The sequence below is a fragment of the Amycolatopsis sp. NBC_00345 genome (assembly GCF_036116635.1).
GTDB lineage: Bacteria > Actinomycetota > Actinomycetes > Mycobacteriales > Pseudonocardiaceae > Amycolatopsis.
The window spans coordinates 4,800,128-4,824,856 of the sequence record NZ_CP107995.1; the positions used below are offsets into that span (position 1 = coordinate 4,800,128).

The 24,729-nt window shown below is 71.2% G+C and carries 24 protein-coding genes; 7 read left to right on the forward strand and 17 right to left on the reverse strand.

Translation table 11 applies throughout. From position 1 onward, the window contains the following. The first annotated feature begins 33 nt into the window (after window positions 1-33). Window positions 34-1,020: a bile acid:sodium symporter family protein gene (locus OG943_RS21220; protein ID WP_442874800.1), complete on the forward strand. Its 987-nt coding sequence runs from the start codon at window positions 34-36 to the stop codon at window positions 1,018-1,020. Between the two features lie 60 nt (window positions 1,021-1,080). Here OG943_RS21220 and OG943_RS21225 read toward each other — a convergent pair whose 3' ends face one another. The 4 genes from OG943_RS21225 to OG943_RS21240 form a co-directional block, all read right to left on the reverse strand. Further along, entirely contained in the window at window positions 1,081-1,503 is a 423-nt protein-coding gene (locus OG943_RS21225; RefSeq protein WP_328611527.1) for a MarR family winged helix-turn-helix transcriptional regulator, read from the reverse strand. A gap of 82 nt (window positions 1,504-1,585) precedes the next feature. Next, window positions 1,586-2,569 (reverse strand): D-alanine--D-alanine ligase family protein, encoded by a 984-nt coding sequence (locus OG943_RS21230; RefSeq protein WP_328611528.1) that lies wholly within the window; start codon window positions 2,567-2,569, stop codon window positions 1,586-1,588. Beyond that, window positions 2,566-3,699 (reverse strand): alanine racemase, encoded by a 1,134-nt coding sequence (gene alr / locus OG943_RS21235; protein WP_328611529.1) that lies wholly within the window; start codon window positions 3,697-3,699, stop codon window positions 2,566-2,568. Before alr ends, OG943_RS21230 begins: the two co-directional genes overlap by 4 nt. A 233-nt stretch (window positions 3,700-3,932) precedes the next feature. Beyond that, entirely contained in the window at window positions 3,933-4,577 is a 645-nt protein-coding gene (locus OG943_RS21240) for a TetR/AcrR family transcriptional regulator (protein WP_328611530.1), read from the reverse strand. An 84-nt stretch (window positions 4,578-4,661) separates the two neighbouring features. On the opposite strand from OG943_RS21240, the gene OG943_RS21245 reads away from it, so the two are divergent. After that, complete coding sequence (locus OG943_RS21245; RefSeq protein WP_328611531.1) at window positions 4,662-5,696, forward strand: hypothetical protein; 1,035 nt, start codon at window positions 4,662-4,664, stop codon at window positions 5,694-5,696. Window positions 5,697-5,718: 22 nt separating this feature from the next. On the opposite strand, the gene OG943_RS21250 is transcribed toward OG943_RS21245, so the two are convergent. Beyond that, window positions 5,719-6,315, reverse strand: coding sequence for a TetR/AcrR family transcriptional regulator (locus OG943_RS21250; RefSeq protein ID WP_328611532.1), 597 nt, complete (start codon window positions 6,313-6,315; stop codon window positions 5,719-5,721). Window positions 6,316-6,588: 273 nt separating this feature from the next. Between OG943_RS21250 and OG943_RS21255 the strand changes: the two genes are divergently transcribed. The 4 genes from OG943_RS21255 (at window position 6,589) to OG943_RS21270 (ending at window position 9,900) form a co-directional block, all read left to right on the forward strand. Continuing rightward, on the forward strand, window positions 6,589-7,179 hold the full coding sequence (locus OG943_RS21255) for a VOC family protein (protein WP_328611533.1): 591 nt from the start codon (window positions 6,589-6,591) through the stop codon (window positions 7,177-7,179). A gap of 39 nt (window positions 7,180-7,218) precedes the next feature. Beyond that, the gene (locus tag OG943_RS21260; RefSeq protein ID WP_328611534.1) at window positions 7,219-7,401 is read left to right on the forward strand and encodes a hypothetical protein; all 183 of its coding nucleotides are present in this window, start codon (window positions 7,219-7,221) and stop codon (window positions 7,399-7,401) included. Window positions 7,402-7,618: 217 nt separating this feature from the next. Next, entirely contained in the window at window positions 7,619-8,365 is a 747-nt protein-coding gene (locus OG943_RS21265; protein WP_328611535.1) for a YcnI family copper-binding membrane protein, read from the forward strand. 149 nt (window positions 8,366-8,514) lie between these two features. Then, a complete protein-coding gene (locus OG943_RS21270; RefSeq protein ID WP_328611536.1) occupies window positions 8,515-9,900 on the forward strand; it encodes a PepSY-associated TM helix domain-containing protein in 1,386 nt (461 codons plus the stop codon). Between the two features lie 56 nt (window positions 9,901-9,956). On the opposite strand, the gene OG943_RS21275 is transcribed toward OG943_RS21270, so the two are convergent. The 4 genes from OG943_RS21275 to OG943_RS21290 all read right to left on the reverse strand — a co-directional run bounded on the left by OG943_RS21275 (window position 9,957) and on the right by OG943_RS21290 (window position 13,151). After that, on the reverse strand, window positions 9,957-10,685 hold the full coding sequence (locus tag OG943_RS21275; protein ID WP_328611537.1) for a zf-HC2 domain-containing protein: 729 nt from the start codon (window positions 10,683-10,685) through the stop codon (window positions 9,957-9,959). A 47-nt stretch (window positions 10,686-10,732) separates the two neighbouring features. After that, window positions 10,733-11,296, reverse strand: a complete 564-nt coding sequence (locus tag OG943_RS21280) for a sigma-70 family RNA polymerase sigma factor (protein WP_328611538.1) — start codon at window positions 11,294-11,296, stop codon at window positions 10,733-10,735. A 148-nt stretch (window positions 11,297-11,444) separates the two neighbouring features. Further along, the gene (locus tag OG943_RS21285) at window positions 11,445-12,269 is read right to left on the reverse strand and encodes a carbon-nitrogen hydrolase family protein (protein WP_328611539.1); all 825 of its coding nucleotides are present in this window, start codon (window positions 12,267-12,269) and stop codon (window positions 11,445-11,447) included. Between the two features lie 12 nt (window positions 12,270-12,281). After that, a complete protein-coding gene (locus OG943_RS21290) occupies window positions 12,282-13,151 on the reverse strand; it encodes a hypothetical protein (protein WP_328611540.1) in 870 nt (289 codons plus the stop codon). A gap of 691 nt (window positions 13,152-13,842) precedes the next feature. On the opposite strand from OG943_RS21290, the gene OG943_RS21295 reads away from it, so the two are divergent. Beyond that, on the forward strand, window positions 13,843-14,079 hold the full coding sequence (locus OG943_RS21295; RefSeq protein ID WP_328611541.1) for an Ig-like domain-containing protein: 237 nt from the start codon (window positions 13,843-13,845) through the stop codon (window positions 14,077-14,079). Window positions 14,080-14,092: 13 nt separating this feature from the next. Here the strand turns inward: OG943_RS21295 and OG943_RS21300 are convergent, their stop codons facing one another. From OG943_RS21300 to OG943_RS21335, 8 genes are all read right to left on the reverse strand, one after another. Further along, window positions 14,093-14,911 (reverse strand): helix-turn-helix domain-containing protein, encoded by an 819-nt coding sequence (locus OG943_RS21300; protein ID WP_328611542.1) that lies wholly within the window; start codon window positions 14,909-14,911, stop codon window positions 14,093-14,095. A gap of 177 nt (window positions 14,912-15,088) precedes the next feature. Continuing rightward, window positions 15,089-15,514 (reverse strand): RrF2 family transcriptional regulator, encoded by a 426-nt coding sequence (locus OG943_RS21305; protein WP_328611543.1) that lies wholly within the window; start codon window positions 15,512-15,514, stop codon window positions 15,089-15,091. A gap of 110 nt (window positions 15,515-15,624) precedes the next feature. Then, window positions 15,625-17,016, reverse strand: coding sequence for a PepSY-associated TM helix domain-containing protein (locus OG943_RS21310; RefSeq protein ID WP_328611544.1), 1,392 nt, complete (start codon window positions 17,014-17,016; stop codon window positions 15,625-15,627). 80 nt (window positions 17,017-17,096) lie between these two features. After that, the gene (locus OG943_RS21315) at window positions 17,097-18,917 is read right to left on the reverse strand and encodes a copper resistance CopC/CopD family protein (RefSeq protein WP_328611545.1); all 1,821 of its coding nucleotides are present in this window, start codon (window positions 18,915-18,917) and stop codon (window positions 17,097-17,099) included. After that, window positions 18,914-19,762: a DUF1775 domain-containing protein gene (locus OG943_RS21320; protein WP_328611546.1), complete on the reverse strand. Its 849-nt coding sequence runs from the start codon at window positions 19,760-19,762 to the stop codon at window positions 18,914-18,916. Before OG943_RS21320 ends, OG943_RS21315 begins: the two co-directional genes overlap by 4 nt. 68 nt (window positions 19,763-19,830) lie before the next feature. Then, window positions 19,831-22,083 carry a copper oxidase gene (locus OG943_RS21325; RefSeq protein ID WP_328611547.1) on the reverse strand — a complete coding sequence of 751 codons (2,253 nt, stop codon included), beginning with the start codon at window positions 22,081-22,083 and terminating at the stop codon, window positions 19,831-19,833. A gap of 410 nt (window positions 22,084-22,493) precedes the next feature. Further along, window positions 22,494-23,465, reverse strand: a complete 972-nt coding sequence (locus OG943_RS21330) for a PDR/VanB family oxidoreductase (RefSeq protein WP_328611548.1) — start codon at window positions 23,463-23,465, stop codon at window positions 22,494-22,496. A gap of 325 nt (window positions 23,466-23,790) precedes the next feature. Further along, a complete protein-coding gene (locus OG943_RS21335) occupies window positions 23,791-24,633 on the reverse strand; it encodes a helix-turn-helix domain-containing protein (protein ID WP_328611549.1) in 843 nt (280 codons plus the stop codon). Window positions 24,634-24,729: the final 96 nt, after the last annotated feature.

The window sequence follows — 24,729 nt, forward strand, 5'->3', positions numbered from 1 at the left end:
CTCGCCCCGCTGACCCGCCCCGTCGCCGCCTTGATGGCCAAGCTCCGGATCGACCCGTTCATCGCGGCCATTCTCGGCACCGTCGGCATCGCGTCGCTGCTGCCCGCGTCCGGCGGGACCGCGACCGGCTTCGGGATCGCGTCGAACGTCGCCGTGGGCCTGCTGTTCTTCCTCTACGGCGCCCGGCTCTCCGGCCAGGAGGCACTCGACGGGCTCCGCCACTGGCGCCTGCACGTCACCGTGCTGGCCGCGACGTTCGTGCTCTTCCCGCTGCTCGGCCTCGCCACCTCCGTGCTCTCGCCCGGCCTGCTGACCAGCCCGCTCTACACCGGCGTGCTGTTCCTTTGCCTGCTGCCCTCGACCGTGCAGTCCTCGATCGCGTTCACCTCGATCGCGAAGGGCAACGTCGCCGCGGCCATCTGCAGCGCGTCGGTGTCGAACCTGCTCGGCATCGTGGTGACGCCGCTGCTGGTCGCGGTGCTGCTGTCGAGCGACGGCCCCGGCATCAGCGGCTCGGCGGTGCTGAACATCGTGCTGCAGCTGCTGGTGCCGTTCGTCGCCGGCCAGCTCGCCCGGCGCTGGATCGGCGCCTGGATCAGGCAGCACTCGGCGCCGCTGAAGCTGGTGGACCGGGGCTCGATCCTGCTCGTCGTCTACACCGCGTTCAGCGCGGGCATGACCGAGGGCATCTGGCACCAGCTGGACATCGGCCCGTTGCTGGTGCTGCTCGGGGTGTGCGTGGTGCTGCTCGGCGTCGTGCTCGCCGTGACCGGCGCCGGCGCGAAGCTGCTCGGCTTCGACCGCGCCGACCGGATCACGATCCTGTTCTGCGGCTCGAAGAAGAGCCTGGCCAGCGGGCTGCCGATGGCCACCGTGCTGTTCGGCCACGCGCAGGTCGGGCTGATCGTGCTGCCGCTGATGCTGTTCCACCAGATCCAGCTGATCGTCTGCGCCGCGCTGGCCCGGCGTTACGCCCGGGAGGCGGCCGCCGACGAGCCGGGAGAACTCGTCACGGCCTGAGTGCCGGTTCGTCCACATCGGACAGTGTCGTCCGAGTGGAGCAGCGCGGCCACCCCGGGGTCAGCCGCCGAGCGCGCGGTCGACGCGGCCGAGCAGGTCATTCAGTGTAACGCGTTCCTCCGACGACAGCAGGGAAAGCGCCTCCTCCTGCAGCCCGCGGCTGACGCCGGGGACCACGCCGCGCAGACGTTCGCCCTTACGGGTCAACCAGATGCGCACCCGGCGGCCGTCGCGCTCGTCCGGGTCACTGCGGACGAGGCCACTTGTCGTCATGCGCTGGACCGCACGGGTGACCGTCGGTGCCTCCACGCCGATGCGCGTGGCGATCTGGCCCGGGGTCAGGCCGTCGCGCTCCCACAGGCAGCCCAGGATGAACTGCTGCCCGGCGTGCACGCCGTGCGCCCGCAAGCGCCGCTCGGTCTCGCTCTTGAGCCGGCGCGACACGGTCGCGATCCGGGTGAGGAACGCGTCGTCGCCTCGCATCCGGCGCATGTTATCGGTTCTCGCGACCCGCAACGACCCGCCGAATGCCTGACTCCAGAACGTTCTTGTAGAAGGTCCCGGCTCAGCGGCGGGCCAGCGCGGTCGTCACCAGGATGTCCAGCAGCTCCGGGAATTCGACGCCCGCCGCCCGCCACATCTGCGGGAACTGCGAGGCGGCGGTGAAACCGGGGAACGTGTTGACCTCGTTGACCACGGGGGTGACGCCGTCGCGCAGGAAGAAGTCGACGCGGAGCAGGCCGCGGCAGCCGAGGGAGCGGAACGCGGCGAGCGCCTGCCGTTCGACCGCCTCGCGCAGCTCGTCGTCCAGCCGGGCGGGGATGTCGAAGATCGTGGTGGCGTCGGAGTACTTGGCTTCGTAGTCGAAGAACGTGTGGCCGCTGTCGATGCGGATCTCCAGCGCCGGGCCGGCTTCGAGGCGGCCGTCCGGGTGCTCCAGCACGGCGACGTCGACCTCGCGGCCGGGCACGGCGGCCTCCACGAGCACCTTGGTGTCGAAGTCCTTGGCCAGCTTGATCGCCTGCGCCAGCTCCTCCTCCGCGTCCACTTTGGAGATTCCGAGGCTGGACCCGGTCCGGGCCGGCTTGACGAACATCGGGAAGCCGAGGCGGTCGATCTCTTCCGGGGTAAGGGTTTCGTCCGTGGCGCGCAGGACGACGCCGTCGGCGACCGCCAGGCCGTCGGCGACGAGGAGCTTCTTGGTGAACTCCTTGTCCATGCCCGCCGCGCCCGCGAAGACGCCGTTGCCGACGTACGGCACGCCGACCATCTCCAGCAGTGACTGCACCGTGCCGTCTTCGCCGAATTCGCCGTGCAGGGCGGGGAAGACCACGTCGACGCCCTCGAACAGCCCGATCGCGTGCGCGAGGCCGCCCGGCTCGCCCTCGCCGCCGGCCCACCGGCCGTCCGGCGTGATCAGGATCGGGACGACGTCGTAACGCCCGGGGTCGAGATGGTCGATCACGGACCGGCCCGACTTGAGCGAGACTTCGTGCTCGCCACTGCGGCCACCGTGCAGCACGGCGACGCGGATCCGGTTTGCGGTCAAGGCAAAGCTCCTTCGCTGCGGAGGTGATGACGCGGCACCCTCGGCCCGATGCCGGTGAGGATCTCGTGCGGGTTGGTCCCGGCCCAGCGCGCCCATTCGACGGCCGTCGGCTCGCCGTCGTCGCCCGGTCCGAAAAGGACGGTCTCGTCGCCGACGTGCGCGGGCGTGTCCCCGACGTCCACCACGAACTGGTCCATCGCGATCCGCCCGACCACCGGGTGGCGCGCGCCGCGGAACCACACCTGCGCGCCGTGTGCCCCGGCCAGGCGCGGGACGCCGTCGGCGAAGCCGAGCGGCACGAGGACCAGCGTGGTGTCCCGGGTAGTGACGTGGTCGTGGCCGTAGGAGACGCCGGTGCCGGCCGGCACCCGCTTGACCTGCACCGCCCGCGCCCGCAGGGTCATCGCGGGACGCAGCCCCGGGTGCGCGGGCTCGACGCCGTACAGGGCGATGCCGGCGCGGACCAGGTCGTACCGCGTGGCCGGGAGGGCGAGCGCGGCGGCGGAATTCGCCAGGTGCCGCACCTTCGGGCGCAGCCCGGCGCGATTCGCCCGCGCCAGCGCCGTTTCGAAGCGGCGCACCTGGTCCGGCACGGTGCCGGGGTCCTCGGCGGTGTGCAGGTGCGACCAGACGCCGCGGACGTGCACCGCGCCCGCCGTCTCGTAGCGCCACGCCTCGTCGACGAGCTCACCCCACGAGTCGGCGACCGCACCGTTGCGCGAAAGGCCGGTGTCGATCTTGAGGTGCACGCGCGCGGGCGCCTCCCCTGCCGCGGCGACGATCGCACGCAGGTGCTCGACCGACGAAACACCCAGGTCAACGCCGGCGCCGATGGCCGTCCCGAAGTCCTCGTCCGGCAGGTGCAGCCAGCTGAGCACCGGCGCCAGCACCTCGGCGCGGCGCAGCTCCAGAGCCTCGTCGAGGGTCGTCACGCCGAGCCACGTGGCCCCGCCGTCGAGCGCGGCCCGCGCGACGGGCACCAGCCCGTGCCCGAAGCCGTCCGCCTTGACCACGGCCATCACCGGCGTGCCCGCCGTCTCGCGGATCAGCCGCGTGTTGGCGGCCACGGCGTCCAGGTCGACGACCGCCGACACGCGGTCTGTTCTGGTGAGTGCCCCGGTGCCCGGCATCCCCACCCCCTTCGGCTCGTCACGGAACGCGGTCGATCCTCTCCGTGCCGGGCACACGCTTACATCGGCCGAAGAGCTGGGCGAAATCGGCCGAATGGCTGACAACGCGACACCGAGCAGGTTATCTGGCCACGGGGGGTGACGACGTACTCCCCTGGCCCGGGAAAAGCGCAGGTGAGACGGGTTCGGCACGGCGCTGGTGATCCCGGTACCGGCCGGGCGGCGTGGGCTCCTCAGCGCCCGGCCGCGCTCCGGCGGGTGGCCAGGTCGAAGGCCTCGACCAGTTCCTCGGCGTAGGCGCAGAGGTCGAGGCCGGGCCGGGTTTCGAGGAGGAACGGCAGGCCGTCGACCGACCGCTGCACCAGCGACCCCAGGACAAACGGGTCGAACGCCCGGAAGCTGCCGTCGTCCTGCCCGCGGCGCAGGATCTGTTCCACGGCGCCGATCGCGCTGTCGTCGGCGTCGCTGTCGTAGGTGCGGCTGGCGCCCATCTCGTCGCGGAAGCCCACGAAGACCGAGGCCAGCGCCTGCATCGCGACGCGGTGTTCGGCGACGAACCCGACGACCGCCCGGATGTAAGCCGCCAGCTGGGCCCGGGGCCCGGACGCCGCGGCGACCTGATCGTCGACCTGGGACCGGAGCTGCCCGTAGACCTGGGCCACCGTCGCCTGCATCAGCTCGTCGCGGCCGGCGAAGTGGTAGGAGATCAGCCGGGTGCTGCTCAGCCCGCTGCGTTCGGCGATCTTCGCGAACGTCGCCGCCCGGTAGCCGAGCGCGGCGACCGTGTCGATCGTCGCGGCGATGATCTCCTGCCGCCGGTCCTCCGGCGACAACCGCCTTCTCGGCCCTCGCTCCTGCGTCACGGCTGTCGGTTCCACACCCTGTCCCTCGCGTCCATTGGCGACCGATGGTAGCCTCGGTTTTATTACTCGACCAAGTAATAACGCCAGGAGGAACTGACGATGAGCCGAACGACCGACCGGGCCGGCTCCGTCGTGGAACGGGCGGGCAAGGGACGGCTGAAGGCCGCGTGGACCCTCGTGCTGCTGGCCCCGCTCTGCGCCGAGGCGGCGTTCACCGGGATCTCGCTGCCGTCGATCTGGCCGGCTTTCCCGCTCCTGGTGCCGGTGTACGGAGCCGGGGTGCTGCTGATCCGCGAACTCGCCTGCCGGGCCGGCGCGGGCTGGGCCGGGCTGCTGGTCCTCGGCGTCGCGTACGAGCTGGCCGAGGACGGGCTCGGGCTGCAGGCCCTGACCAGCCCGCACCTGTACACCGCGGCCCAGTGGGGACGGATGCTCGGCTTCAACATCACCTACTGGGAAAGCCAGGTCGGCTACCACCTGGTCTTCTCCCTGCTCATCCCGGTCGCGCTGACCGGCCTGATCTTCAAGCGGCACGCCCGGCGCCCCTACCTCGGCACGTTCGGCCTCGTCGGGACGGCGGTCGTGTTCGCCGCCGGGCTCGCGCTCGCGAAGGTGAGCATCGCCGGCAGCCAGGACCCCGGTTACCAGACGCCCTGGCCCGTGGTCGCCGCGCTGCTGGCCGTGATCGTCGTGCTCGGCGTGGTGGCGCTGGTCGTGTTCCCGCGGCTGCGAATGCCGCGCCCGGCCCCGGTCGCCCGGCTGCCGCGTCCGCCGGTCATGGCCACCGTCGCGGGGATCGCGCCGATCGTCTTCCTCGGGCTGCTCTTCCCGCTCGGGCACAACGCCGGCCGGCCCGCGGTCGGCCACGGCGCCTGGGTGGCGCTGCCGATGGCGGCCGCACTCGTGATCGCCGTCGCGGTGGGGTGGCGGATCGCCCAGTGGTCGGCGAGCGAGGCGTTCACCGACCGGCACCGGGTCTGGCTCATCGGCGGCGCGATGGTCGGCCACTCGCTGTTCGCGGTGGCCAGCGGCGTCGCCGGCGGGAACGCCGTCCTGTCCCCGGTGCTCGGCCTCGTGGTGATCGCCGTGACCGTCCTGCTGCTGGGCCGGCTCGACCGACGTCTCGCGCCCTGACACCCGGCGCACGGGCTGACGCTCAGCGCCCGGCGTCGTCGACCGTGGCGATCCCTTCGAGGAGAGCGGCGAACTGCCAGCGCAGCCGCTGGTGACCGGTGCCCGAGAACATCTCGTCCCGCAGGAGGCCGATGTTCGGGTACTCGGCCGCCGAGGCCTCCTCGATCGCGGTGGCCAGGCGGTAGCCCTCGCCGTCGGCCTCGACCGATTCGGATCGGGTGCCTTGCTCGGCCGCGGTCGCCGTGGCGTGCTGCAGCAGCACGTCGACGCCCCAGGCCGCCTGGCGCCGTCCGAGGCCCTCGGCGAGCAGCAAGCCCAGAACGCTGTCGATGAGCCGCAGGTAGTTCGGCCCCGACGGCCACAACGACAGCACGGACCGCGCGAGGCTGGGGTGCCCCACCAGCAGGTTCGTGTAGTCGCAGAGCAGGTCGACCAGGATCGCGCGGGCCTTGGCCGGCCGCGCCGGGCCGGGCAGGTTCAGCCCGCCCAGCAGCTCGTCGAGCAACGCGCCGTGCAGCTCGGCCATATTGGCCACGTAGACGTACAACGACGCCGGGCCGGTGTCCAGCTCGGTCGCCAAGCGGCGCATGGTCACCCGCTCCAGCCCGTCCTGCCGCATGACCCGCAATGCAGCGGCCACCACGCTTTCGCGGCTCAGCAGTGGCTTCGCCGGTCGATCTCGGCGGCTGACGGGAACACGACGGGGACTCACAGCACGGCATCGTAACGAACATGTTCGTGCATTTCCAGGGGCAGCGCCGTCGCCGCGAACGAACATGTTTGCGGCGAACATGTTCGTGTAGTATCCGTGCACATCCCGGCCGGCGCTCAGGAAGGCCCGGCCACGAACCGCCTCGGCCCTCGTCTCCGCGGGCCGCCCGTGGGAGGGCGCATGGACAAAGTCACGACCGATCGCCGGTGGAACGCGGCGCTGGCCCTTGGCCCGGTTGAACTCTCGGTCGCGGACCTCGACCGCAGCGAACGTTATTACCGCGGATCGCTGGGGATGGAGCTCATCGCCCGCGAGGGCGCGCACGCACGGTTCGGGGTCGCCGGCCGGACCATGCTCGTCCTGACCGAAATCCCGGAAACGAAGCCCGCGCCGAGTTCGAGCCCGGGGCTGAGCCACGTCGCCCTCGACGTGCCGGCCCGAGCACATCTGGCCCGGTTCGCCCGCCACTACAGCCAGTCGCACACCGACGGCGATCTGCGCGACCACATCGTGTCCGAGTCCTGCTACGTGCTCGATCCCGACGGGCACACCGTCGAGATCACCTGTGGCCGCCCCCGCGACGAGTGGTCCTGGCAGAACGGGCTCCCGGTCCTCGTCGCCGACGCCATGACCCTGGCCGACCTCGCAGTAGAAGGGCTCGGTCGCGGTCAGCCCACGGTCGGTGACCTTCAACTGCACGTGGCCGATCGCGGTCGCGGAGCTGCTCGGCCTCGAGGTGGCCGCCCGCGTGGGCGATTCGTTCCTTGGTGAAAACGAGCAGAGGCTGGAAGTCGGAGACGCCGACGCCGAGTGCCCGGCCAAGACGACCTCGACGCGCTCGCCCGGCGGCTCACCGCCGCGGGCCATCCCCGCACCGCCACGCCGGGCACGCTCGCCGTCCAGGACCCGTCCGGCAATCTCCTCCGGTTCTCGGCCGATGCCGGGAACAGACCCGCCGGGCCATCGCCGTGGTCACCGTCCACGATGGACTGATCACCTGCTACCGGGACTACTGGAACCCCCTCGACCTCACGTCATTTCGCCGACGGCCTTGACTACCGCATCCGGGTGGCCGACCGGGATCTCGTGCGCACGGCACTCATCTTCTGGGGGGACGTCCGGAACTTAACCGGCACGCGGGGCGACTGGGCCATTGTGCGTCGCAGGGCAATCGGGCCGGCGACCCCGACGTGATGGTGGAGTTGAACCGATGACGATTCCTGGGTCCCTGGCCACGGTGGCCTCGCGCAGTGTGGTCACCGTGGGCGTAGCCGCGATCGCCGCGCTGGTCCTGGCGGGGGTGGCGTCCGCGCACGTGAGCGCGCACAGCCCCGACCAGCCGGCCAAGGGCGGTGACGCGGAGATCGTGTTCCGGGTGCCGGACGAGGCCGAGGACGCCGCCACGACCAAGATCGAGGTCGGCTTCCCGTCGGCCACACCGATCCCCGGCGCCGACGTCGAACACGTGCCCGGCTGGACCAGCCGGGTCACGACGGCGAAACTGGCCAAGCCGGTGAACATGGGCAAGAACACCGTGGACACCGCGGTCCAGTCGATCACCTGGACGGCCGAGCCCGGCACCAAGATCGGCCCCGGGGAGTTCCAGGAGTTCACCGTCTCGGTCGAGGGCTTGCCCACCAACGCCGACGAACTGGTCATGCCCACGATCCAGACCTACGACAACGGCACCGTCGTCAAGTGGGACGAGCAGGCCGCGGCCGGTCAGGCCGAGCCCACGCATCCGGCGCCGAGCCTGGCGCTGGCGGCCGAGCGGGCCGGCACCGGCGCGATGGGGTCGGAAGGGGGCGCGTCGACGACGGCGACGGCCGCTCCTGCGAGCGATTCCACCGCCCGCTGGCTGGGCGTCGCCGGCGTCGTCCTGGGTGCGCTCGGGCTGGGCGTCGCCCTCGGCCTCCTGATCCGCCGTCGTGCGGTGCCTCGCACGAGCGCTGCCTGACGGACGGCGGCACGAGGGACGCGGCAGCGCGGGCGCGTCCCTCCCCGTCACGGCACCACCTCTCCGCCGGTGCACTCCACATCGGACAGTCATCCGGCCGTTTTCCCTGTGCCCGAATGCCTTTCCCGCCTGCCTGACCCGGAGCTGCCATGACCACGACCGTCAACGACCCGTCACCGTCCGGCGAGGAGCCGATCGCGCCGCCCGCGCCGCAAGTCCGCCCCCCGCGACCCGCCTTCGCGGTGAGCATGCTGGCCCGCCGGCTGCACTTCCTCGCCGGGCTGTCGATCGCGCCGTTTCTCGCGGTGCTGTGCCTGAGCGGGCTCGCCTATGCTTTCACGCCCCAGATCAACGACCTCTTCTACGCCGGCGAGCAGTCCGTGACCGTCCAGGACGGACCGGTTTATCCCCTGTCCGAACAGGTCCGGGCCGCCTTGGCCACCCGTCCGGCGGACACGCTCGGCTCCGTCGTCACCCCCGCCGCACCGGACGCCGCGACTCAGGTCGTGCTCTCCGAACCGGGACTGGACTCGGCCGAAGCCCGCACGGTGTATGTCAATCCCTACACCAACCACGTCACGGGCGACCTCGTCACCGTCAGCGGCCGCCCGCCCGCGCAGCAGTGGCTGCGGGAGTTCCACGGCAACCTGCACCTCGGCGAACCCGGCCGGCTCTACTCGGAGTTCGTCGCCAGCTGGCTCCCGTTCGTCGTCCTGGGCGGCCTCGTCCTGTGGATCGGGCAGCGCCGCCGGGCGAAGCGGCTTCGCGCGCTATTCCTGCCGGAGACGGGGCAACAGCCCGGCCGGGCCCGCACCCGGGCCTGGCACGGCGCGCTCGGCCTGTGGCTCGCGGCCGGCCTGCTCGCGGTCAGCGTCACCGGGCTGACCTGGTCGGCCTACGCCGGTGACCGCTTCGACAAAGCGGTCGCCGCGCTCGACGGCAAGTCGCCCAGCCTGACCGCGCCCCCGGTGACCGCACCGCGTGGCGGGCAGCCGATCTCCATCGACGCCGCCTTGGCGATCGCCCGGGCCCAAGGCTTGAAAGGCGCCGTGACGATCACCCCGCCGGCCGCGGAGGCGAAGCCGTTCAAAGTCGCCGAAACGTCCGACCGCCTCCCGATCCGGAAGGGCAGCGTCGCGATCGACCCCTACTCCGGGCAGGTCAGCGCGCGCCTGGGCTGGCCGGACTACCCACTGCTCGCCAAGCTGACCGCGCTCGGCATCGCGGCGCACAGCGGCACCTTGCTCGGACTGGCCAACCAGCTCGTGATGGCCCTGCTCGCCCTCGGCACGCTGGTCCTGCTGGCGTTCGGCTACCGGATGTGGTGGAAACGCCGCCCGGCCGGCCGGCGGCGCGCACCGGCGCCGCCGCCGGTCTGGCGGCACCTCCCGTGGCCGGTGGTGGCCGGCGCCGTGGTGGTGGTCGCGGCCGTCGGCTGGGCCATGCCGGTCTTCGGGGTCAGCCTGATCGCCTTCATCGTGCTGGACGGCATGATCGCCACCGTCACGCGACAGCGGCAACCGGACAGCGCCTGACCGGACAACGCCTGACCGCCCGCCGGGCCGGTCGCCCCACCGGCGTCCGGCCCGGTTCAGGCCGCGCGGTGGTGGCCGGCCGGGCGCCGCCGGCGCGGTGCGCGGACGGGCGGCCCGGCGGCGGCCTCGCCGGCGGGCGCGGCTTCGTCGATCGGAGTGGCGGCCACGTCGGCGGTGCGCGGATTCGGGTGCCGGCGATCGCGGTACCGGCGGTGGACGGCGAAGAGCAGCACCGCCCCCAGCACGGCCAGGACATGCGTCAGCAAGCGCGCCGCCGTGATCTCGCCGCCGGCCACGTCGGCCACCGACAGCCCGGTCAGGACCAGCACGAAACCGGTGAACAGGGGCAGCTGGCCCGACGCCGCGCGGGGGCGCAGTGCGGCCCAGAACAGCCCGATGCCCAGGCCCAGGTTCCAGGCGCTGCTCTCGTGGGCGAGGTGCTGGACCATCGACCCGGCCGGCATGCCGGTGAACCCGGTGGCGACGCCCAGCAGCTGCCCGGCGGCCAGCGCCAGCTGGGCGGCGGCCACGACGCCCAGTGCGATCCTGGCCGGCGACCTCGCGCCGCGGGGAACGGAGATCCGCTCGAGGATCGCCTCGGTGAGATCGGGCAGTTCCGGCGCCGCCCGCACGACCAGTGCGCGCCGCAGCACCTGCGCGCCGCTGTGCCACGAACGGCACTCAGCGCAGGTCTCGAGGTGGCGGTCCACCACGTCCGGCGGTATCGGCTCCCGCTCACCGTCGATCCTGGCGGACAGGGCCTCCCGGTACACATCGCAGCTCACCCTTTGTACAGTCGCCCAGCCGCCGGGAAAGTTCCCGGGCACCGGCCTCAGCCGTTCGACACGGCCCACCGCGGCGGCGGGCCGGCCGCGAGCGCGCCGGCGAGATCCTGGCGGGCGCGAAAGATCCGGGAGCGGATGGTGCCCACGGCGCAGCCGCAGATCTCGGCGGTCTCCACATAGGACAGTCCGAGCAGCTGGGTGAGCACGAATGCTTCCCGGCGCTCGGTGTCCAGCGCCGTGATCAGCTGCCGGAGGACCACGATCCGCCCGTGATCCGGTTCGGTCGCACCGGCGTGTTCCGCCAGGCTCGCCCACTCGTCGGACAGTTTCATCCGGGGCCGGCGATCCTGCCTGCGCAGGTGATCGGCGGCCACTCGTTTCGCGATGGAGAACAGCCACACGCGGGCGGGCGAGCGGCCCTGATAACCCGGCAATGCGGCGAAAGCACGCAGATAAGTCTCCTGCACGAGGTCTTCCGCGACACCGGCCGCCGAGAGGTATCTGAGCAGGCTGTGCAGCTGACGCTGGGTGCCGGAGACGAACCGGGTCGCGGCGGCCACGTCACCCCGGGCGGCGCTGAAGGCATCTCGGGTGATCTCGTCGTCGTCCACTGCCGTCGTCCCTTCGTCCGCGCGGAGTGCGTAAATTCATCCACCGTCATGCCGGATTGAATGGTGAGGAAAGTGGGAACTTTTTAATCGGCTCACCACTCGGGAAAAAGGCGCAGCCCGGTGTTTCCCGGCCGGACTGGTGCGGGGATCAGGCGGGACAGTGCTCGGGGATGCGCTCGCTGAGGTGGTGCCGGGACAGCCGGGCCCCCGCGATCGCGGCCTTGACGTCGAGCTCGGCGACGACGACGGCGGGCTTCGCGCCGGTTCTCGCCCGGATGTCACCGCTCGGGTCGACCACCTTCGCCTGCCCGAGGAACCGGGTGCCGTTCATCACCCCGGCCTGGTTCGCGGACACGAACACGACCTGGTTCTCCGCCGCCCGGACCCAGTCGTACACGTCGAACAGCCGGGACTGGCGATCTCGCGCCGGGCCGGGCGAACGGCTGCTCGTCGCCCAGGAGGACAGGCACGCCACGATCTCGGCACCATCGCCCGCGAGCCCGCGCGCCGATTCGGGGAACGTCTTGTCGTAGTCGATCATCATGCCGACCCGCCCGGCCGGGGTGTCGAAGGCGCGGAACCCCGCGCCCGCCGTGTGCAGGACGGCCTCGGCCGGCGAGAGGTACACCTTGCGATGCCGGCCGAGCACACCGTCCCCGGAAACGCAGACGGCCGCGGTATGGCGCGCGCCGTCCTTGCCCGCCTCGCAGTAGCCCAGGCACACCACCATTTCCGCCGCGAGGGTGGCGATATTCCGCAGGATCCGGTCGTCCGGGCCCAGCGCCGGCGGCAGGTTGTCCGGATCGGGCTGGTGGAAGTCGGCCAGGCACCCGCCGAGCGCGCCGTCCGGCAGCGCCAGGAACGCGGCACCCGCGACGCGGGCCTCCTCGATCAGCGTCCTGATGCGGTCGAGGTCGAACTGGAGGTCGCGGCCGAAGTGGGCGGCGACCGTGGCGATCCGCATGAGTCCCATCCGCTGCCGCTCCTAAGAAGTGCGCTCGGCGCGTCGCAGGATCCACCGGCGGATCAGCAGGGTGCCCACCAGCACGGCGAGCAAAGCCGCGGACAGCGTCGGCGGGCTGATGCCGCCGTGCGAAGAGGCGGGCAGCGCCTCGGCCGTGCCCGGCGACTGGCCACCGAGCCGCCGGGCCGCGGCTTCGACCTCGGGAACCGGCGGAACCGCCGCGGCCCCGGTCCCGCCCGGGACGCCGTTCGCCGGGAGTCCCGTCCCGAAAACCCCGCCCTGGGCCGGTCCTCCCGGATAGCGCGGAGAGAGCACGGCGCCGGGAATCTCCTGCCCCAGCCGGGCTCCGCCGCCCGGCGCGTCCGGCCCGCCGCCACTGGGCGACAACGGCGGCGGCGAACCGGGAGACGCCGGTGGTGACGGCGCGGGTGCCGGCGGAGCGGGGCCGCCGGGTTGGACCGGGATCCCGCATTCCGCGCTCAGCAGCGCCTTCAGCGGCGGGCCCAGCACGTCGATCACCGGCGCCAGCACGGAAACCTCGCGCAGTTTCGTGAGCGCGGCGCCGGCGATCGCGCCGCCGGGGATCAGGCCCTCCGTCGCACCGATCGCGCCGACGGGGATCGGCGGCAGGGTGTTCCAGACCTCCGTGAACGCCGGGCGCAGCACGTCGAGCGGGTCGAGCGGGCCGAGCACCGAGAGGATCCGCGGGGTCAGCGCGGCAGGCGCCACGGAGACGGGCCGGCCGGGTTCGCCCCGCGCGGTCGCCGCGCAGCTGTCCAGCGTGACCGGCTGGGCCGCCTGCGCGGGAGCCACCCCGGCGACGCAGAGCGCGCCGGACACGGCCGCGACGGCCAGCACCCGCGGGAAAGCCTTTGCTCGCGAAGCACTCATCGCCACCTCCTCGGGAACGGGTCCGGTCCTTTCCGCACGCACAGCGATCACAAACCCGCTCACTTTCTCGGCGCCTTCTCGAATGCCGGATGCACCACTGGTCAAATCGAATACCGGGAAATCCAAGAAGGCGAAGGCGCCCGGAATGCCCGCCACCTCGATGGCGACATAATGGCACGCCCGTGACCGATCTGACCAGCAGGTGACGAATCGCCCCGAGCGGCGTACCGGGAAGTCGTTAACCGGCCGGTCATGACCAAGCCAGGGGCGATTTCGGAGGATCACCGCAGTTCACGGGCCGATTCGGCGTAACCGCCCGATCAACCGTCCCGGCCCGGCGCGTTGTGGGCGGTTGTTGTTCTCCGGCCAAACAGCTGCCACCCACCGGTCCACCGGGCAACGGCAGTGAACAGCGCGGAACACCGCCGGGCCGCGACACCTATTTGCGTTGCCACCGGAATCAGTCCGCCACAGTCTTCGTCATTCACATTTAACGACGCCGAAACCCGGCGCCGGCAATGCTCTCCGATTAACACCGTGTTACCGGAACCGCCCCACGCCCAGGCCCGGCCGCGCGTTCGTTATTGCAGTTCCGAATTCTTCTGTTCTCCGCCACCCGGGTCGCGGCGTCCTACACTCGTAGTCTCCACCGATGGTCCACGAAATGCGCGACGAGGGGAAGTGACGAGCGATGACAACCCGACGCACCGTCGCGACGAGGACCGGCCACCGGCGGCGTACGCCGGAACGCTGGACCGTGACCTGCCGGACCGGGAACGGGCGGCGGGCGGAGGTCTCCGTCCAGTGGACCGGCGACGGAGTGAGCCTGGTGGCGCCCGAAGGAACCGTGGTCCTCACCGGCCTCCAGCTCGGCCGGCTGCGGGCCGCGCTGCGTGAGGCGATCCTGGTCTGCGACTCGGCGGAGTGAGCGGCGCCGGTCCTCACCCTCGCGGCGGGCCGAACCGGACCGGGATCCCGTCCGATGCCGACCGCAGGATGTCCTGTCCCTGCACGGGCCAGGTGTCCACGACCACGTCGAGCCGCCGGCCGGTCTGACTGCTCAGCCGCCGCAGGAACTCCCGCGCCCGATCGGCGTCGAACGGCCCGAGCCCCGCCTGGAAGTACAGCACCCCGCGCCGGGAAACGGCGGACATCACGTTCACGTCGCCGAAGTAGTCCCGGAAGCCGCTCATCAGGTTGTGCCCCGCGGAGAACTGGCCGCGACCGGCGCCGGGCGGGGTACGCGGGCGGGTCCAGGCCAGCCACACCACTTCACGGCCGGGCAGCCCCGGATCGGCGCCCCCGGGAAACACCCGCCGGGCCGGCGCCGGCCGATCGCGCGCCGCCGCGTCATCGTCGAGGAAGCTCCAGCGGGTGAGGTAGTGGGTCACCGTGGTGGTGCTGAGCAGGACGCGGAACCGGTGGTTGACCAGTTCCGCCACCGCCTGCCGGTTCCACAGCAGGTGGGGCAGGCCGTACGTCTCCGGCGTCCCGGCGATGATGGCCTTGACGGCCCATGCCTGCTGTGCCGGGGAAAGCGCCAGCTGCTCACCCGGGCGCCGTCCCCGCGGCTTCGGCCGGAAGGCCCGGTCGCCCGCTGTCCGGTAGGCACGCACCCACTCGCCCACCGTCTTGCGCGAAAGACCGAACGCGCGCGCCACCTCGGCCCTGGAGGAGCCCGCCTCCACCGCCACCACGGCTCGCCGGCGCAGGACTTCCAGCGCGTCAGCCGGAATCCCGCGTGCGTCGCCTGCAGTCATGTTTCCCAAGGCTCGAAAGGTAGGCAACCCCGCGAAGTCACCGATTATCCCCAGATGAACCTTTTGATCCGAAATGGGACAAGCGAGCCGACAGCGGTGACACGGCCGTAACACGGATGACCATAATCGTCCACAATGGAGCATCAAGGGCGAGCGGCGGTGCGGTCAGCCCTGGATTCACCGGGCGGACGGCATCGGCAGGCCCAGCCACCACCTCGCGTCGGCGACCAGGTCCGGCACGGTGACCGGGTCGAGCGTGGCGAGGAACGCGTCCTGCGCCCGCCGCAGCACACCGCGGAGCCGGCACGGGCCCAGCAGCGGGCACGGCGGATCGTCCTGGCATCCCACGACGTCGCCGACCCCTTCGAGTTCCCGCACGAGCCAGCCGACCGACGCCGTCCGGCCGAGGTCGGTGAGGGTCAGGCCGGCCCCGGCCGCCACCACGCCGAGCCCTCGCAGCCGCCCGACGGCGACCTCCACCTCGGCTCGCGGCCCGCCCACCGCGAGCGCCACTTCCCCGCTCGCCGGCGGTTCGGCCCGGGCGGGCCGGGCCAGGTGGAGAATCACCCTGAGCGCAAGATCCGTGGATTTCGTCAACCGCACCCGCGTACGGTACAAAACGGGCCGGTCCGGGCGCGCGGTCGCGATGTGACATTCGTGTGAAGTCTTCCGCGCCGGGGAACTGCCCGCGCGGCACGGACGACGGGGACGCTTCAGCCCTGACGCGGCCGGGGTGCGGCGGGTTCGCGTTTCCGTTTCCGGGTGAGCCCGGCGAGCACCGCGTCGAAGATCACGAACAGCACCAGGCTGACCGCGAACACCGGCAGCACCCAGCCGATCGCCGCCACGCCCAGCACGACGGCCAAGAGCACCGGACGCGGCACCTGCCGCCACACCGGGCGCGGCAGCGATGACCACCGTGGCCGGTAAGGGTTGTGGATCCACCACATCCGGTAGCCCAGCCCGATCAGCACCAGGGTGGCGGCCGCCACCAGGGCCAGCAGGATCTGGTTGGCCAGCCCGAACAGCGTGCCGGTGTGGAACTCGGCGCCCAGCACGGAAAGCTTGGCCAGTGGCGAGTAGTCGCGCCAGCCGATGCGCTCGGTGACCCGCGCCGTGTAGGGGTCGATCGTGATGCTGTCCCGTTGCATCGGCAGGCCTTCGGACGTCTCGGCCGCGGTGAACGGCGTGGCGCCGTGGGCCGGGGTCACGGTCAGCTCGCCCGTGAGCCCGGCCGACTCGGCGACGTCCAGCGCCTCGTCGAGCCCGATCGGCTGAACGCCGGGCAGTACCCGCACCGGCGCCGCGACGAGCGCCGGCGCCCGGAGGTGCACCGGGTCGACCGTCTGGTCTCCCCGCCCGCCCGCGAACTGCGACATGGACAGGCCGGTCACGCCGGCGACGAGCAGACCGGCGGCCAGCCACAGACCGAGCGCACCGTGCACGCTACGCAACCGCAGCCAGCCCTTTTTCCCTTCCGGGACCGGCAGCAGGACCTCGCGCAGCCGCCGTTTGCGGCGCGTCCGGGCGAACCACAGGATCAGGCCGCCCACCACGAGCAACGGCAGCCAGCTCGCGGCCAGCTCCGCGTACACCCGCCCCACCGGCCCCAGCTGCAGGTTGCTGTGCAGGTCGCGCAACCAGGTGTTCGCGGGCAACCGGTTGTTCACAGTGGACAGTTCACCGTTGATGTAGTTCGTGTACGGGTCGACGAACACGGTCCGGTCCCCCGCGGCGCCCCGCACCGACAGCACCACCCGCGTGGTCCGGTCCGGCGCGGGTGCCGTGATGATCGACTTCAGCGTGCACTCGGGGTGCGCCCGCAGGGCCGCCCGCACCTGGTCCGACACCGGGTGCGCCGGGCCGACGGCCCGGCTGACGTGCAGGTCCGAGTGGTACAGGCTGTCGTGGATCTGCGGGCTGAAGACGTAGACCAGCCCGGTCAGGCACAGCACCATGAGGAACGGCGCGACCAGGATCCCGGCCAGGAAGTGCACGCGGCGCGCGAGAAGCTGCAGCGCGCTGTTCGGCCGGGGCGCGCGCCTGCGCCCGGTGGTCCCCGGGTCCTGGCCCCGGGATCGGTGTTCGGCACTTCGCGTGGACAAGGCAGCTCCTTCGCCGAGTGCGGGATTCGGGCCACATCGCACGGATGCCGGCGCCGGCGGCGGGCTCGCCGGCGGCCCCGTCACGACACGTCGATGGGCTTGCTCAGGGTCTGCCGGCTCCCGTCCGGGGCCCGCAGGGTGAGCGCGAGTTCCCAGCGGCCGGCGGCCGGGATCGTGCCCGATCCGGCCGAGTAACCGGTTCCGTGGTGGCGCAACGGCACCGGCACCGGCCGGGCGGACTTGTCGGGACGGTTGAGCACCGCCGTCACCGTCACGTCGTCCCTGGCGGCACCGTTCTCGCCGAGGACCGAGATGTGGGTGTCCAGGCGCACCTGGTGCTGCTCGCCCGCGACCGGGACGACCACGAGGTCCACCGATCCGCGGCCGGCCGGCTTGCCGGTGTCGAACGAGACCCGGGTCGGGGCCGTCTGCGACCGGATCGCGGCCGGCGCCGCCTCCGCGCCCTGCGCGTGCGCGGTCCGGGGAGGCTGGACGACCACCAGCGTGGCGGTGCCGCCGACGATCAACGCCGCCACCACGATCGCTCCGGCGACCAGCCGCCGGAAGCCGGTCCGCTCGTCCGGGCCGGCCCCGTACTTCCTGGCCCGCCTGGGTTTTTCGGCCGCCTCGACGGGTTCCGGGTACCGGCGGCGGACCCAGGAACGGCAGGCCACGGCGATCGCGGCGAACAACACCAGCAGCACGAGCATCCCGGCCAGCAGCCAGCCGTACGACGTCGTCAGTGCGGCGAAGCCGCCGACGTGCCGCCAGGCCAGGTACCCCCCGGCGAGCACCAGCGCCGCGCCACACCCGAGCACGATGCGGGAGAACTCGGGAATCGCGGTGCCCGGGGTCGCGCGACCGCTGCCCGGAAGCAGCAGCCAGAGCGTCACCAGCCCCGCGACCGGCAGCGCGATCGCGAGCAGCAGGACGATGTCCACGGCCAGCGGCAGCGGGGCCGGCGCGTCCGGCGGGCGCGGGCCCGCGAACGTCCAGGTGGCAGCCAGCGCGGCCGCACAGCCCAGTACCGTCCCTCCTCGCAACCAGCGTTCGCCGCTGCTCTCGGCGGGCTCGCCGGTCATCAGCTGCACCACCCCCCACGACGCCGGCACGAGCACCAGCAACCGGGCGAGCAACGCCCCACCGGCGTCCGACTCGAACGTCGCGGACAGCAGCCGGGGATCGAACGCGTCCTTCAGCGGCGTCCACGCCGCATACGGCCCGAACGAGACGAGCACGCCCAGCGTGGCCACGACCAGCCCCAGCCAGGAATACGTGACGAGGCGCCGCACGGGTTTCGATTCGGCCGCCGCCGGCCAGACCACCGCGACGAAGAACACGGCGCCGATGAGCAGTGCCAGCGCGGCGATCGCGGCGATCCTGGCCGTCGTGTAAATCGCCGTGACGACGGGGTCATGAGTGGTTTCGAGCTCCGGCGTGCCCAGCGGCTGGGGGGACGACACCGCGAAGTCGAACGTTCCGCTGATCGGTTCGAGCTGGCTGGACGGCAGGTCCCACGCCACCGAGTAGGTGCCCTCGTACCGCTGCGGCGGCATGGGCACGGAGACGGTGTCCGTGCGGCCGTCCGGGTGCACCGGCCGCTCGAACACGACCTGGTCCCCCGTCGGGTCGATGATGCGCACGGTGACCAGGCCCGCGGGGACCGGCCGGTCGAACGTGAGCAGCACGTGGTCCGGCGACTTGACGACCTCGGACTCACCGGGCGAGGTCGACCTGAGCACGGGGTTTCCCGACGACGCCGGCGTGAACGCCAGCAGCGCCACCCAGCAGGCCGCGATCAGGAGGAGGAACGCGATCAGCCGGCCGGGCCTCAGCCACCCGCGCACCCCCGTTCGCCACGGTGTTTCCTTGCCGCGCGGGCGATCCTTGAGCAGTGTCATTTGCTGGTAACTTCCGTCGGCTCCGCGGGTCCGGCCTCATGGGCCGCTGCTGGTTCCGTTCCTGGTTCCGCTTCGGGCCCGCCGGGACCATCTCGGTCCGATGTGGACGATGAACGGGTGCGGCGGCGGGCCTGGAGCCAAGTGGCGAGGATGATCACGGCGGCCACGCCGAGCGCGGCCCACAGCACGGTGAGCGACTGCAGGCCACCGTTGCCGGACTCGGCCTGGTCCGTGGCGCCGGCGACCGCGATCGCGGATTCGGTGTCCGCCGGGGCGGCTACTCCGGACGCCGGGGGCGCCGGTGCTTCGGCGGTCGCGGCGCCGAGCGAGATCACCGGGGCGCCGGCCTTCGCCGATCCCGTGACCTGGGCCTCGGTCAGGTGCTCGACCTCGCCGTTCGCGAAGGTCTGGGTGGTCTGGAAGAGCAGCCGGCCGTCGGCGGGCAGCGGCCCCATGGTGATCAGGAACTGCTCGAACTGGTGCGGCTGGACGGCGCCGCCCGCCAGGACGATCGAGCCGGCGACCTGGCTGATCGTCTTGTCCCCCACCGTGACCGGCGGGTTCAGCGGCCGCGGGCGGACCGTCGCGGTCCACCCCCTGGCCGGGGCGACCTCGACGAAGGCGATGGGCGGGTCCTGCGGGAAGGTCACTTCGAGCCGCGTGCTCGTGGTGCCCGACCGCTCGTTGGCCAGCCGGAAGGCGAAGGTCTGGGTGCCACCGCCCGCTGCCTTGTCGGGCACAATGGACACTCGCGCCGCCGCCGGGATCGCCAGCGCCGGCAGGCCGAGCACCGCGGTCAGCACGGCGATCAGCAGGGGGAGAACGAGTTTCGGACGGTGGGCCATGGAGGTCTCCTCGAACCCGTGGCCCGGGGCTGGGCGGAAACCCAGCCCCGGACCACGATGTGTCACCTTCAGCAGGCGGACGGGGTGATCGGGTTGAGTTGCTGACAGGTCAGCTTCTTGCGCCAGTCGCCCTGGTTCTGCTGGGCCCAGCCGTTGTAGACGAGCGGGATCGGCAACACGCCCTGGCCGCCGTAACCGGCCTTTCCGGCGATGGAGCCGTCCATCTTCGTCGCCGCGGTCGGGTCCAGGGTCACCTGGCCCGCCACCTTCGCGTCGTCCAGGTTGCCGTCGTTGTTCGGATCGAAGTCGATGATCTGCATGACGTTGGCGAACTTGTTGGACACGTAGCCGTAGTAACCGCCGCCCTTCTTGGCACCGAAGTTGATGCCGTGGCAGCCGGCGGAACACGGCAGGTCCTTGATCAGCTTGTCCGTCCTCGCGTCGATGACCGAAACCGTCTGCGAGAGCACGTTCGCCCCGAGCAGCGCCTTGCCGTCCGGGCTCACGGGCAGCTGGATCATCAAGCCGCCGAAGGGTTTCCCTTCGGCCGGACCGGCCTGCGGACTGTAGTTGGACCACAGGTCGATCGTCTTGCTGTGCGTCTTCTGCCCCGCCGCGCCACAGGCGTCGGCCGCCAGCGAGACGCACGTGATCGACTCGCCGAGGAAGTCCGCCGTGTAGAACTTCGACGCGTCCGGCGCCATGCTCGTCGCGATCGGGTACTGGCCGGTCTGCTCGATCTTGGCCGTGCCGGACGGCATGTCGATCACCGAGGCGTCGTTGGTCTCGGTGTCCGGTGTGACGACGGTCTTCCCGTCACCGCTGGTCCAGTGTGCGTGCGGGTGGCGGACCGTGCCGTCCGGGCTCACCGAGATCTTCCGCAGCACCTGGGTCGCGCCCGGCGCCAGCTCGACGATCTCGTTGCCGGCGTTGAGGCCGACCACGAGGTTGTCACTGCCCGTTTCCGTCATGATGTGCGCCGGGTTGTGCCCGACCTGGGTCTGCCGGATGAACTGGCCTGTCTCCCGGTCGAACACGTCCACCACGTCGTGGAACCATTCGGACTGGTACAGGTACTTGTAGTCCTTGTCGGTCCACATGTTGTGCGGGTTGTTCATGTCGATCGAAGGAGCGCCGATCTTCCGGTCGATGGACCAGTCCTCGGCGTTGATCTTCGTCGCGGAACCGACCTTGTCCTTGCCCGCCCATTCCTCCATCTGGGTGTCGACCCAGACCTCACCCACGCCAGGAGTCTCCGGGAACTGGTCCCCCTTCGACAAGGTCTTGGGATACTTGAACTTCTTGTCGAAGTAGGCGTCCAGGTTGGGGATCAGCACCGCGTTGCCCGCGGCGTCGTACTGCAGGATCGGCACCGGCGGCTGGAACGCGTCGAAGGTGTTCGTGCTGTCCTTCTTGAACTGCTGCCAGTTGTTCGGGTTGGTGATGTTGAAGAAGGTGTTCACCAGCCGGTTGACGATGTCCGAATTGGACGGCACCGTCAGGTTGCGTGAGTTGATCTGGAGGTTCTTGCCGAAGTCCAGCCCGATCGTGAGCGGGTCGTCGACCACGACCGCACCCAGCTCGTACGGCGCGATCCCGTCCACGAACGCGTACAGGCCCGGCTGGGTCAGCTGGATCTGGGACTCGCCCCAGAACGCCTCCTTGGGCATCCACGGGAAGCCGCCCGCGCCCTCGGGCGCGATGAGGCCCATCGGCATCCGGAGGCCCTGCGACTCGTTCGGGTCGACCTTGAACTTGACCGTGACGCCCGGCCCGGTCGTCGCGAAGTCCTTGAGCTCGTTGAGGGCGCCCTGCAGGTCCAGGCCGACCGGCAGCGAGTTCAAGCTGATCGGCTGGTCCGCCGGGAGCGTGGAGATCTCCTGGGCGAACTGGCCCATCAGCCCTTCGGCCTTCATCGCCGCCGGCGCGGCCTTCGGGTTGGACTTGGCGATGGACTGCACCGACGACAGCGTGCTGTCGAGGTTCAGCGCCTTCCACAGGTTCCCGCCGAGGCTGCCCAGTGTCTGGTTGAGCAGGTTCCCGCCCAGGTCCGTGACCGCCCCGCCGAGATCCGCGTTCAGCAGGCTGCCGGCCAGTGACCCGTCCAGCAGGCCGCCGGCGGACCCGTTGGTCAGCGTGCCCAGCCGCGGCAGCTCGGCGACCGCGAGGGACTGGTCGCCGAACAGGTTCAGACCGGAGTCGAACCACTTGCCGTTGTCGTCCTTGATGTGGAAGGTGATCGGCAGCGGACCGACGCCGACCGGCTGCTGGGCCATGGCCGGCACGCCGGACATCGTCGTCGCGCCGACCGTCGCGATCACCAGCGGGATCGCTATCCTGAGACGGTTGCGCCGCCTTCGGGCTCCGGGGGGAGCTTCTGGGGACATGTGCTTCCTTTCTCTATCCGTGCGATCGATCGACCGCGAACGGACTGCGTCCGGTCGAACACAAGCCTCGACGAAAACGCCGAAACAGCGCCCGTGACCTTTGCCGGTGAATCCGGCACCAAACAACTCCTGCCCGAATTGATCGGACGCGCAGAAGTACACCACGGCGCCTGCCGGCACGGAAGGTGTGCAAGTAAATCGGCGGTAACAGACGGCGCACCGGACCTATTTTCGTACGTGAGATAATGCATCTTCTATAACTCTATTTCCGACCGGATTAAATAGGTTCCACCGACCGCGATTAATCTGCCGTCAACCGCACCGGAGCGCACATTTACGACCGCTCAGAGATCGAGGACCAGCCGTTTGCCGCAGGCCCGGGACACACAGATCATCATCGTGTCGCCCGCGGCCTGCTCGTCCGCGGTGAGCACCGAGTCGCGGTGGTCGGGGACGCCCTCCAGCACCGGCGTTTCGCAGGTACCGCACGTTCCCTGCCGGCACGAGGAGAACACCGGCATCCCGATGTCCTCACAGACCTCCAGGATCGATTTCCCCGGCGGCACGGTCACCGTCACCCCCGACCGCGCGAGCTCGACGTCGAACCGGCCGCGGGGGCCCGAATCCGCGCCCTCGGCCGGCGCGAACCGTTCGACGTGCAGCGCGCCCTGAGGCCAGGCGTGGCAACGCTGTTCCACCGCGGCCATCAGCGGCTCCGGGCCGCAGCAGTAGACCGCGGTGTCCTCCTCCGGATACCCGAGCAGGTCGTCGAGATCCAGCGGACCGGCCTCGTTCTGCGGCCGGAGCACCACCCGGTCGCCGTACTTCCGGCTCAGCTCCGGGCCGAACGCCATCGACGAACGGGCCCGTCCGCCGTAGCACAGCTCCCAGTCGGCGCCCCGTTCGTCGGCCTCCGCGATCATCGGCACGATCGGGGTGATGCCGATGCCGCCGGCGATGAACAGGTATCGCGCGGCGTCCACGAGCTTGAAGTGGTTGCGCGGCCCGCGAATCCGGAGCCGGTCGCCGTCGAAGAGCTCGTTGTGCACGAACGCGGAACCGCCGCGGCCGTCGCGTTCCCGCAGCACGGCGATCTCCAGCACCGACCGGTCGCGCGGGTCACCGCACAACGAGTACTGCCGCACCAGGTCGGGGCGCAGGACCAGATCGATGTGCGCACCCGGCTCCCACGCCGGCAACGCTTCCCCCTCGGGGTGGCGCAGTGTCAGCCGGACCACGTTGTCGGCGATGGATTCCTTGCGTGCCAGCAAAACCTCGAGGTGAACCTCAGTGCCGGGAAGGGTGTTCAGGGTCATAACACTCCCACTCGTCGCGTCCTTCCCCAGCAGTCAAAGGGGACCGTGGTACGGATGGATGGCGGAAACGTCAATTCCCCGTGTCGAAACTTTCACGACTCACGGATCGGACGGTGAAACGGCCTGCGCATACTCGGCCGGGAGGTGACCGCACACTACTGCGTTTGCGAGAAGCCGTCCAGACCGGACACAAATACCGTCCACCGGTCCGGCGGGGAAATGGCGCTGTCGCGCAGGTCGGGAACACCGGAAAGCACGCGGTTCCGGCACCGGCCGGTCGTTGTTTGTGCCGACGGCAAAGGAGACGGGCGGTGCGGCATCGGCGCTACCCCAAGGCGAACTGGACGGAGATCCCGGCCCCGTGCTGCTCCGGCCAGGTCCGGATCAGCTCGTAGTGCTGCGCCGGCCACCCGGCGATGATGATGTTCAGGCCACGCCCCACCTGTGCCAGCAGGCGCGCCACGAAATCGGTCGCCTGCCTGGCGTCGAACGATCCTCGCCTGGCCTGGAACTGCACCACTCCCCGGTTCGACCACGCGACCAGCACGTTGACCTCGCCGAAGTAGTCACGGAAGCCGGACATCAGGTTCTGCCCGTTCGTCACCGGCATCGGCTTGGCCCCCGGCGGCGTGTGCGGCCGGGTCCAGGCCAGCCACATGACCGCGCCGTCCACGATCCACCCGTTCCCCCGGAAGTCCTGCATCCGGGTGCGCGGCACCGGGGAAGCGGACCGGCCGCGTTTCGCGTCGAGCGCCCGGCGGTCCTCGATCAGGCCCCACCGGATCAGGTACTTCGACGCGGTGGCCGGGCTGAGCAGGATCCGGAACTCCCGGTTGACCAGTTCCACGATCGCCTGCGCGTTCCACAGCCGGTGCGGCAGGCCGAGGTCGTCCGGGGTGTTCCCCACGACGGTCCGCACGGTCCACGCCTGCTGCGCGGGCGAAAGCGCGAGCTGCTCGCCGGGACGACGGCCGCGGCGGGCCGGCCGGAAGGACGCGTCGCCCATCGACTCGTGGGCCGCCACCCAGGCGCCGACCGTTTTCCTGGATACGCCGAAGAGGCGCGCGACCTCGGTCCGGGAGACCCCGGACGCCACGGCGGCGACCGCCCGGCGGCGCAGCACTTCCAGCGCCTCGGCGGAAAGGCTGCGCGCGTCCCTGGCGTTCATGGATTCCCTGCTCCAGCCATACGATCCATACCTCCGGGTCATCGTCGGCCAGTGAAGGTGCAGCAAAGGAAGGCCGCCAGCGAAATCCGGCCGAGC

What these genes read in the sequence shown, in the direction of transcription:
- OG943_RS21245 (WP_328611531.1), top strand. Translation starts at nt 4,662, where the DNA reads ATGAGCCGAACGACCGACCGGGCCGGCTCCGTCGTGGAACGGGCGGGC.
- OG943_RS21320 (WP_328611546.1), bottom strand. Translation starts at nt 19,762, where the DNA reads ATGGCCCACCGTCCGAAACTCGTTCTCCCCCTGCTGATCGCCGTGCTG.
- OG943_RS21285 (WP_328611539.1), bottom strand. Translation starts at nt 12,269, where the DNA reads ATGGGACTCATGCGGATCGCCACGGTCGCCGCCCACTTCGGCCGCGAC.
- OG943_RS21250 (WP_328611532.1), bottom strand. Translation starts at nt 6,315, where the DNA reads ATGCGGCAGGACGGGCTGGAGCGGGTGACCATGCGCCGCTTGGCGACC.
- OG943_RS21335 (WP_328611549.1), bottom strand. Translation starts at nt 24,633, where the DNA reads ATGAACGCCAGGGACGCGCGCAGCCTTTCCGCCGAGGCGCTGGAAGTG.
- OG943_RS21255 (WP_328611533.1), top strand. Translation starts at nt 6,589, where the DNA reads ATGGACAAAGTCACGACCGATCGCCGGTGGAACGCGGCGCTGGCCCTT.
- OG943_RS21265 (WP_328611535.1), top strand. Translation starts at nt 7,619, where the DNA reads ATGACGATTCCTGGGTCCCTGGCCACGGTGGCCTCGCGCAGTGTGGTC.
- OG943_RS21295 (WP_328611541.1), top strand. Translation starts at nt 13,843, where the DNA reads ATGACAACCCGACGCACCGTCGCGACGAGGACCGGCCACCGGCGGCGT.
- OG943_RS21270 (WP_328611536.1), top strand. Translation starts at nt 8,515, where the DNA reads ATGACCACGACCGTCAACGACCCGTCACCGTCCGGCGAGGAGCCGATC.
- alr (WP_328611529.1), bottom strand. Translation starts at nt 3,699, where the DNA reads ATGCCGGGCACCGGGGCACTCACCAGAACAGACCGCGTGTCGGCGGTC.
- OG943_RS21225 (WP_328611527.1), bottom strand. Translation starts at nt 1,503, where the DNA reads ATGCGAGGCGACGACGCGTTCCTCACCCGGATCGCGACCGTGTCGCGC.
- OG943_RS21330 (WP_328611548.1), bottom strand. Translation starts at nt 23,465, where the DNA reads ATGACCCTGAACACCCTTCCCGGCACTGAGGTTCACCTCGAGGTTTTG.
- OG943_RS21300 (WP_328611542.1), bottom strand. Translation starts at nt 14,911, where the DNA reads ATGACTGCAGGCGACGCACGCGGGATTCCGGCTGACGCGCTGGAAGTC.
- OG943_RS21315 (WP_328611545.1), bottom strand. Translation starts at nt 18,917, where the DNA reads ATGACACTGCTCAAGGATCGCCCGCGCGGCAAGGAAACACCGTGGCGA.
- OG943_RS21220 (WP_442874800.1), top strand. Translation starts at nt 34, where the DNA reads ATGGCCAAGCTCCGGATCGACCCGTTCATCGCGGCCATTCTCGGCACC.
- OG943_RS21290 (WP_328611540.1), bottom strand. Translation starts at nt 13,151, where the DNA reads ATGAGTGCTTCGCGAGCAAAGGCTTTCCCGCGGGTGCTGGCCGTCGCG.